This is a genomic window from Rhodococcus sp. NPDC057014 (genome assembly GCF_042673295.1).
In the GTDB taxonomy this organism is placed as follows: Bacteria; Actinomycetota; Actinomycetes; order Mycobacteriales; family Mycobacteriaceae; genus Rhodococcus_F.
Map to the genome: position 1 here is coordinate 1 of NZ_JBHUSF010000393.1, position 7,296 is coordinate 7,296.

Genomic DNA, 7,296 nt, shown 5'->3' on the forward strand with positions numbered 1-7,296 from the left:
GGGTGTACGTGCGATCCCTCGTGCCCCGGCTCACCGTCCGGGTGAAGGGCTCGCCGGTGGCGCTGGCCACCGACGGTGAAGTGGTGGCCGACGCCCGGCGATTCGAATTCCGGACGGTGCCCGGAGCGATCGCCGTGTACCGACCTCAGTCCTGAGTGTCGGCCGGCTTCGTCTCGGTGTCCGGTTTCGGCTCCGGAGCGGACTCCGAGGCGGCCGCCGGCGCTGCGGGAACCAGCTGTTCGAGCGCCGTTCCCGCGATCCGCCGGAACGCGCGCCGAGGACGGGACTGATCGAGCACGGCCACCTCGAGGCTCGCCACGTCGACGTTCCGCTTCTCGCCCTCCCCCGCACCGCCCTGACGCAGCGCGTTGACCGCGATGCCGACCGCCGCCTCGAGATCGAGGTCGGCACGGTACGACTCGCGCATGGCGGTCGCGATCGGCTCGGTCGTGCCACCCATCACCACGAAATGCTGTTCGTCGACGATGGATCCGTCGTACGTGATGCGGTACAGCTGGGGAGCCTTCGGGCTGCCCACCCGCCCGACCTCCGCGACGCAGATCTCCACCTCGTACGGCTTGGGCTGCTCGGTGAAGATCGTGCCCAGGGTCTGCGCGTACGCGTTGGCGAGCGACCGGCCCGTCACGTCCCGGCGGTCGTAGGAGTAGCCGCGCATGTCGGCGTGGACGATCCCGGCGCGACGCAGGTTCTCGAACTCGTTGTACTTGCCGACGGCCGCGAAGCCGAGCCGGTCGTACAGTTCGCTGACCTTGTGCAGGGCGGTGGAGGGATTCTCGGCGACGAACAGCACGCCGTCGCGGAATGTGAGGACCACGACGCTGCGTCCCCGGGCAATTCCCTTGCGCGCCAGTTCCGAGCGATCCCGCATGATCTGCTCGGCGGAGGCGTAATACGGCATGGTCATCGCGCAGACCCCCCTTGTTCGGTGCGCTCGGCGACGATGCGCCGAGCCAACTCGGACGTCGTCTCCTCGGACACGTGCACGGCACCGGCCTGGGTGATCGTGACCGCGGTCGGGTAGATGCCGCGGGTCAGGTCGGGCCCACCGGTCGCCGAGTCGTCGTCGGCCGCGTCGTACAGCGATTCGATGGCTGCCCGCAGGGCGGTCTCCTCGTCGCTGTCCGGCGAGTAGATCTTCTTCAGCGCCGACTTCGCGAACAACGATCCCGAACCGACCGCGTGGTATCCGGCGCGTTCCTCGTACCGGCCGCCGACGACGTCGTACGACACGATGCGGCCCGCCCGGGCCTCGTCGTCCGCGTCGAGGTCGTAGCCGACCAGCAGCGGAACGACCGCGAGACCCTGCATCGCCGCCCCGAGGTTGCCCCGCACCATCGACGCCAGGCGGTTGGCCTTGCCGTCGAACGTCAGCGGAACACCCTCGATCTTCTCGTAGTGCTCGAGTTCGACGGCGAACAGGCGCACCAGTTCGATGGCGATGCCCGCGGTGCCGGCGATACCGGCCGCCGAGTACTCGTCGGTGACGTACACCTTCTCGACGTCCCGGCTGGCGATCAGGTTGCCCTGGGTCGCGCGCCGGTCGCCTGCGAGCAGGACGCCCCCCTTGTAGGTGAGCGCCACGATCGTCGTTCCGTGCGGTGCGAGATCACCGCTCTCCATCCCGTCACCACCCCGTGTCGAGTGCGAACGATGGCCGATCCGATTCTCCGGCAGCAATTCTGGTGCGTGACCACGCAGATACTCGGTGAACGAGCTCAGATTCGAACCGAAGCTGAGCCTCGTCTCACCGTCACCTGTCCGCAATGCCGGTCGATCCGCCGTCACTGGCCGCCCTTCTGGACATAGGCCCGGACGAAGTCCTCGGCGTTCTCCTCGAGCACGTCGTCGATCTCGTCGAGCAGGTCGTCGGTGTCCTCGGCCAGCTTTTCGCGACGTTCCTGCCCACCGGCACCGTCACCGCCCGGGGTCTCGTCCTCGTCGCCGCCGCCAGTTCGTTTGGTCTGCTCTTGCGCCATCGCCGCCGACCTCCTTGTGTGAAGGGAGCTCTTCTTCCGAGCGTCCTGTCCTGCCAAGCAGTCTGACTACATCATCCGCTCGGACCTTCACCCTACCGAGCGTCGCCGCCCCACGTGTGCCGACGCGACGGCGAGTTCCGGGCAGATCCGCCCGGAAACGGTCGACGAATCAGTTCGTGAGCTCGTCGACGAGCTCTTTCGCGGTCTCCACCGACTCCAGCAACTCCCCCACGTGCGCCTTGCTGCCCCGCAGCGGCTCGAGCGTGGGAATGCGGACCAGGGAGTCGCCACCGAGGTCGAAGATCACCGAATCCCAGCTCGCGGCCGCGATGTCGGCGCCGAACTTGCGCAGGCATTCACCGCGGAAGTAGGCGCGGGTGTCGGTCGGCGGGGTGTCGACGGCGTCGAGCACCGCCTGCTCCGACACCAGGCGCTCCATCGACCCTCGGGCGACGAGCCGGTTGTACAGACCCTTGTCGAGGCGCACGTCCGAGTACTGCAGGTCGACCAGATGCAGTCGCGGCGCGGACCAGTTGAGGCCCTCCCGGTTCCGGAAACCCTCGAGCAGACGCAGCTTGGCCGGCCAGTCCAGCAGGTGGGCGCATTCCATCGGGTCCCGCTCGAGGAGGTCGAGCACCATCGCCCACTTCTCCAGCAGATCGGCCACTCGGGGGTCGTCGTTGCCCTCGGCGGACATGAACTTGTCGACCCGGTCCAGGTAGATCCGCTGCAACGCAAGCCCGGTCAGTTCCCGGCCGTCGGCCAGCGCGACCGTGGCGCGCAGCGTCGGGTCGTGGCTGATGTGGTGCACGGCGGTGACCGGTCGGGCCAGCTGCAGGTCGGTGAGGTCGACACCGGCCTCGATGAGATCGAGGACCAGCGCCGTCGTCCCCACCTTCAGGTAGGTGGACATCTCGGCGAGGTTCGCGTCGCCGATGATGACGTGCAGGCGCCGGTACTTGTCCGCGTCGGCGTGCGGTTCGTCGCGGGTGTTGATGATGCCGCGCTTGAGCGTGGTCTCGAGCCCGACCTCCACCTCGATGTAGTCGGCCCGCTGAGACAGCTGGAAGCCGGCCTCGTCACCGGACTGGCCGATGCCCACCCGGCCCGACCCGCAGATCACCTGACGGGACGCGAAGAACGGCGTCAGCCCGTTGATCACCGCGGAGAACGGCGTGGCCCGGGACATCAGGTAGTTCTCGTGGGTGCCGTACGACGCGCCCTTGCCGTCCACGTTGTTCTTGTACAGCTGCAGTCGCGGGGCTCCGGGGACGCTCGACGCGTGCCGCGCGGCCGCCTCCATCACGCGTTCGCCAGCCTTGTCCCAGATGACGGCGTCCAGGGGGTCGGTGACCTCCGGGGCCGAGTACTCGGGGTGCGCGTGGTCGACGTAGAGCCGGGCGCCGTTGGTGAGGATCATGTTGGCCGCGCCGACCTCGTCGGCGTCGATGACGGGCGCCGGGCCGCTGAGCCGGCCCAGGTCGAATCCGCGGGCGTCCCGCAGCGGGGATTCTACCTCGTAATCCCATCGGGTGCGCTTGGCGCGCGGCACTCCCGCGGCCGCCGCATAGGCCAGCACCGCCTGGGTGGACGTCAAGATCGGATTGGCCGAAGGCTCGCTGGGTGAGGAGATTCCGTACTCGACTTCGACACCGATGATCCGCTGCATGCTGCCGAGCCTATGCGATCACCCGTGCCACCCGACGGCACACTCCTGCCGCGCGAGCCGTCGGCGTCCGGCGACTACCCCGGCGAGCACTCCAGGTACTGGTCCGCCGAGATCGCCTCGAGCACGGTCCGGACCCCGGGCGGCGCCCACGAGTGGGTGCCGTCCGTGCCGATGCGAGGGTCCGTGAGGTGCACCGTCCGGCGGCGCGTCACGATGGTGCATCCGCCCGCCGCCACCACGTTTCGCACCCAGTCGCTGTGCGCCCCGTATGTGAGGGCGAACCGGTAGCGGCCGTCCACGACGAACACGTTGACGGGCGTGCGATAGGCCTGACCGGATGTGCGGCCACGATGCTCGACCAGGGCGAACCCCGGCACGGTTGTCGCGACGTGACGGCCCACCCGGTTGGTGACGACGCGGTTGAATCGGGCGATCGAACGCGGCAACGCCATGAACTCTCACCCCTTCGGCACCGGAACGAGCACCCGACGTCGACAGTACCGACGTTCGCCGGGGTGCTGGCAGGATCGACTCATGGATTCTGCACCGAACACCCCACCCGGCACGGACGAAGTGGTGGCGGTGTTCGACAAATCCGGACGGCCGGTGGGGTCCGCCGCGCGGTCCCGTGTCTACGCCGAGGGGCTGTGGCACGCGAGCGCCGGGGTGCTCGTCCGCTCCCGCGACGAACAGCGCCTCTACGTGCACCGGAGGTCGGACACGAAGACGGTGTTCGCCGGACACCACGACTGCCTGGCCGGCGGGGTCGTCGATCCCGGCGAGACCCCGGAGGAGGCCGCGGGCCGGGAACTGGCGGAGGAACTGGGCATCACCGGGGTGAGCCTCACCCCCATCGCGAGGGTGGTGTGGGACGGCGAGTGGCAGGGACTGCGGCTGCGCTGCCACCTCTACGCCTACGAGACGCACTGGGACGGGCCCGTCGTCCACCAGGCCAGCGAGATCGCGTCGGGCTGGTGGTGGACACCCCACGAATTGGTGACGCACCTGCGCGACCCGCGGTGGCCGTTCGTGCCGGACACGAGGGCACTCCTCGAGGACTACCTCGTGGCGCAGGACCGCTGACCCGACGGCACACGCGGCGGGAACCGTATCCCGGTTCCCGCCGCGCAGCGCGTGCCGTTCGGCCTACAGGTACTGGCCGGTGTTGGACTCGGTGTCGATGGCGCGGCTCGCGCTCGCGTTCTTACCGGTGACCAACGTGCGGATGTAGACGATCCGCTCGCCCTTCTTGCCCGAGATCCGGGCCCAGTCGTCGGGGTTGGTGGTGTTCGGCAGGTCCTCGTTCTCCGAGAACTCGTCGACGATGGAGTCGAACAGGTGCTGGACGCGCAGGCCCGGGGCACCGGTGTCGAGCACCGACTTGATCGCGTACTTCTTGGCGCGGTCGACGATGTTCTGGATCATCGCCCCCGAGTTGAAGTCCTTGAAGTACAGGACCTCCTTGTCGCCGTTGGCGTACGTGACCTCGAGGAAGCGGTTCTCCTCGCTCTCGGCGTACATGCGGTCGACGACCCGTTCGATCATCACCCGGATGCAGGCCGTGCGGTCGCCACCGAACTCCGCGATGTCGTCGCTGTGCACCGGAAGCGTCTCGACCAGGTACTTCGAGAATATGTCCTGCGCCGACTCCGCGTCGGGGCGTTCGATCTTGATCTTCACGTCGAGGCGGCCGGGACGCAGGATCGCGGGGTCGATCATGTCCTCGCGGTTGGAGGCGCCGATCACGATGACGTTCTCGAGTCCCTCGACACCGTCGATCTCGCTGAGCAGCTGCGGCACCACGGTGGTCTCGACGTCGGAGGAGACACCCGATCCGCGGGTGCGGAAGATCGAATCCATCTCGTCGAAGAACACGATCACGGGGGTGCCCTCGGACGCCTTCTCCCGGGCCCGCTGGAAGATCAGCCGGATGTGCCGCTCGGTCTCGCCGACGAACTTGTTCAGCAGCTCGGGGCCCTTGATGTTGAGGAAGTAGGACTTGGCTTCCTTGCTGTCCTGCCCCCGGGCCTCCGCGATCTTCTTCGCGAGCGAGTTGGCGACCGCCTTGGCGATGAGCGTCTTGCCGCACCCGGGCGGACCGTAGAGGAGCACGCCCTTGGGCGGGCGGAGCTCGTATTCGTGGAACAGGTCCTTGTGGAGGAACGGCAACTCGACGGCGTCGCGGATCTGCTCGATCTGCCGGCCGAGGCCGCCGATGTCGTCGTAGTGGACGTCGGGAACCTCTTCGAGGACGAGATCCTCGACCTCGGCCTTGGGGATTCGCTCGAACGCGTACCCGGCCTTGGTGTCGACGAGGAGGGAGTCGCCCGGCCGTAGTTTGCGGGTGGGTGATTCGGCGTCGTACGCGACCGATTCCCTCTCGCTGTCCGCGTACACGGTGGCGAGGGGTTCGGCCAGCCAGACGATCCGTTCCTCGTCGGCGTGGCCGACCACGAGGGCCCGCTGACCGTCGTCGAGGACCTCGCGCAACGTGCTGATCTCACCGACGCGCTCGAAGGTGCCCGCTTCCACGATCGTGAGCGCCTCGTTGAGGCGCACGGTCTGACCGAGCTTGAGGGTCTCGGCATCGACGTTCGGGGAGCAGGTCAACCGCATCTTGCGTCCGGAGGTGAACACGTCCACGGTCTGATCGTCGTGCACTCCGAGCAGCACGCCGTACCCGCTCGGCGGCTGGCCGAGGCGGTCGACTTCCTCTCGAAGCGCAATGAGCTGCTGACGGGCCTCCTTGAGGGTGTCCATCAGCTTGGTGTTCCGGATGGACAGCGAGTCCACTCGCGATTCCATCTCACGAAGCTGTTCCGGCGACTCCGCGAGCTGCCTGCGCAGTGCCGACGCCTCCGCGCGCAACGCCTCGAGCTCTCGTGCGGCCGCAACCGAATCGGGGTTCTCTGTCGAGCTCATGTGCGTCTCCTCCCAATGAGATCTATCAACGCTACCGGCACTGCCCGAATTCTGCGCCGTGACACGGATTCTGCCGATTGCGAATCGGCATACATGACACCCTGGGCCACCGAAACTCTCATGTTAGCCTTACCTACCTGTCGAGCAGTGTCCTCTCTGTTCTGTGTAACGAAAGGGTTCGTCGTGATAATCCGCAAGCCCCTGAACGGCAGATCCTTCATCGGTAGGTCCGTGGTTGCCGTGGGCGCGGCGGTCGTCGCGCTCGGGATGTCGGCCTGCTCGTCCGACGACAGTTCCGGCACCGCCGCGGCCACGTCGTCCCAGGTAGACGCGACCGTCGCCGCCCCCACGTCGGAGGAACTGCTCGGTACGCTCCAGCTGCTCGTGGACCCGGCCCGGCCGGTCGACGAGAAAACCGTCGTGGTCGTCGACGGCGACGAACGCCGCCCGAATCTGGAGGCGATGACCGCCGCCATGGCCAACTACCCGGTGTCCTTCACGGTCACGGACGTGCAGGTGGAGGGCGATACCGCGACGGCGAACGTCGCGATCTCGAGCCCGCACGGCACGGCCGCTCCCACGACGTGGACGTGGGAGAACGTCGACGGCGTGTGGAAGGTGTCGGACGAGAGCACGTGCACCCTGCTCGGCATGGCACGCGCGGGCTGCAGCTAGCACCTCGTCCTTCGGCGGCGCCCGCTCCGGGCG

At 67.9% G+C, this 7,296-nt stretch carries 8 protein-coding genes and 1 pseudogene; 3 read left to right on the forward strand and 6 right to left on the reverse strand.

From position 1 onward, the window contains the following. Positions 1 to 155: pseudogene (locus ACFTZB_RS40585) on the forward strand (glycerophosphatase); the annotation flags it as partial. Here ACFTZB_RS40585 and prcA read toward each other — a convergent pair. The 5 genes from prcA to ACFTZB_RS40610 all read right to left on the reverse strand — a co-directional run bounded on the left by prcA (position 146) and on the right by ACFTZB_RS40610 (position 4,118). After that, positions 146 to 925, reverse strand: coding sequence for a proteasome subunit alpha (prcA, locus tag ACFTZB_RS40590; RefSeq protein WP_378440827.1), 780 nt, complete (start codon positions 923 to 925; stop codon positions 146 to 148). The pseudogene ACFTZB_RS40585 and the gene prcA overlap by 10 nt on opposite strands. Then, positions 922 to 1,806, reverse strand: coding sequence for a proteasome subunit beta (prcB, locus tag ACFTZB_RS40595; RefSeq protein ID WP_378440829.1), 885 nt, complete (start codon positions 1,804 to 1,806; stop codon positions 922 to 924). The genes prcA and prcB overlap by 4 nt, the downstream gene beginning before the upstream one ends. Continuing rightward, on the reverse strand, positions 1,803 to 1,997 hold the full coding sequence (locus tag ACFTZB_RS40600) for a ubiquitin-like protein Pup (RefSeq protein WP_378440831.1): 195 nt from the start codon (positions 1,995 to 1,997) through the stop codon (positions 1,803 to 1,805). The genes prcB and ACFTZB_RS40600 overlap by 4 nt, the downstream gene beginning before the upstream one ends. A 169-nt stretch (positions 1,998 to 2,166) precedes the next feature. Then, the gene (gene dop, locus ACFTZB_RS40605) at positions 2,167 to 3,666 is read right to left on the reverse strand and encodes a depupylase/deamidase Dop (protein ID WP_007299057.1); all 1,500 of its coding nucleotides are present in this window, start codon (positions 3,664 to 3,666) and stop codon (positions 2,167 to 2,169) included. A gap of 74 nt (positions 3,667 to 3,740) precedes the next feature. Further along, the gene (locus tag ACFTZB_RS40610) at positions 3,741 to 4,118 is read right to left on the reverse strand and encodes a nitroreductase family deazaflavin-dependent oxidoreductase (RefSeq protein ID WP_378440835.1); all 378 of its coding nucleotides are present in this window, start codon (positions 4,116 to 4,118) and stop codon (positions 3,741 to 3,743) included. An 82-nt stretch (positions 4,119 to 4,200) separates the two neighbouring features. On the opposite strand from ACFTZB_RS40610, the gene ACFTZB_RS40615 reads away from it, so the two are divergent. Continuing rightward, positions 4,201 to 4,749 carry an NUDIX domain-containing protein gene (locus tag ACFTZB_RS40615; RefSeq protein ID WP_378440837.1) on the forward strand — a complete coding sequence of 183 codons (549 nt, stop codon included), beginning with the start codon at positions 4,201 to 4,203 and terminating at the stop codon, positions 4,747 to 4,749. 63 nt (positions 4,750 to 4,812) lie between these two features. Here ACFTZB_RS40615 and arc read toward each other — a convergent pair whose 3' ends face one another. Beyond that, positions 4,813 to 6,588 (reverse strand): proteasome ATPase, encoded by a 1,776-nt coding sequence (arc, locus tag ACFTZB_RS40620; RefSeq protein ID WP_378440839.1) that lies wholly within the window; start codon positions 6,586 to 6,588, stop codon positions 4,813 to 4,815. Between the two features lie 183 nt (positions 6,589 to 6,771). Here arc and ACFTZB_RS40625 point away from each other — a divergent pair, with 183 nt between their 5' ends. Further along, positions 6,772 to 7,263 carry a hypothetical protein gene (locus ACFTZB_RS40625; protein ID WP_378440841.1) on the forward strand — a complete coding sequence of 164 codons (492 nt, stop codon included), beginning with the start codon at positions 6,772 to 6,774 and terminating at the stop codon, positions 7,261 to 7,263. Positions 7,264 to 7,296 lie beyond the last annotated feature (33 nt).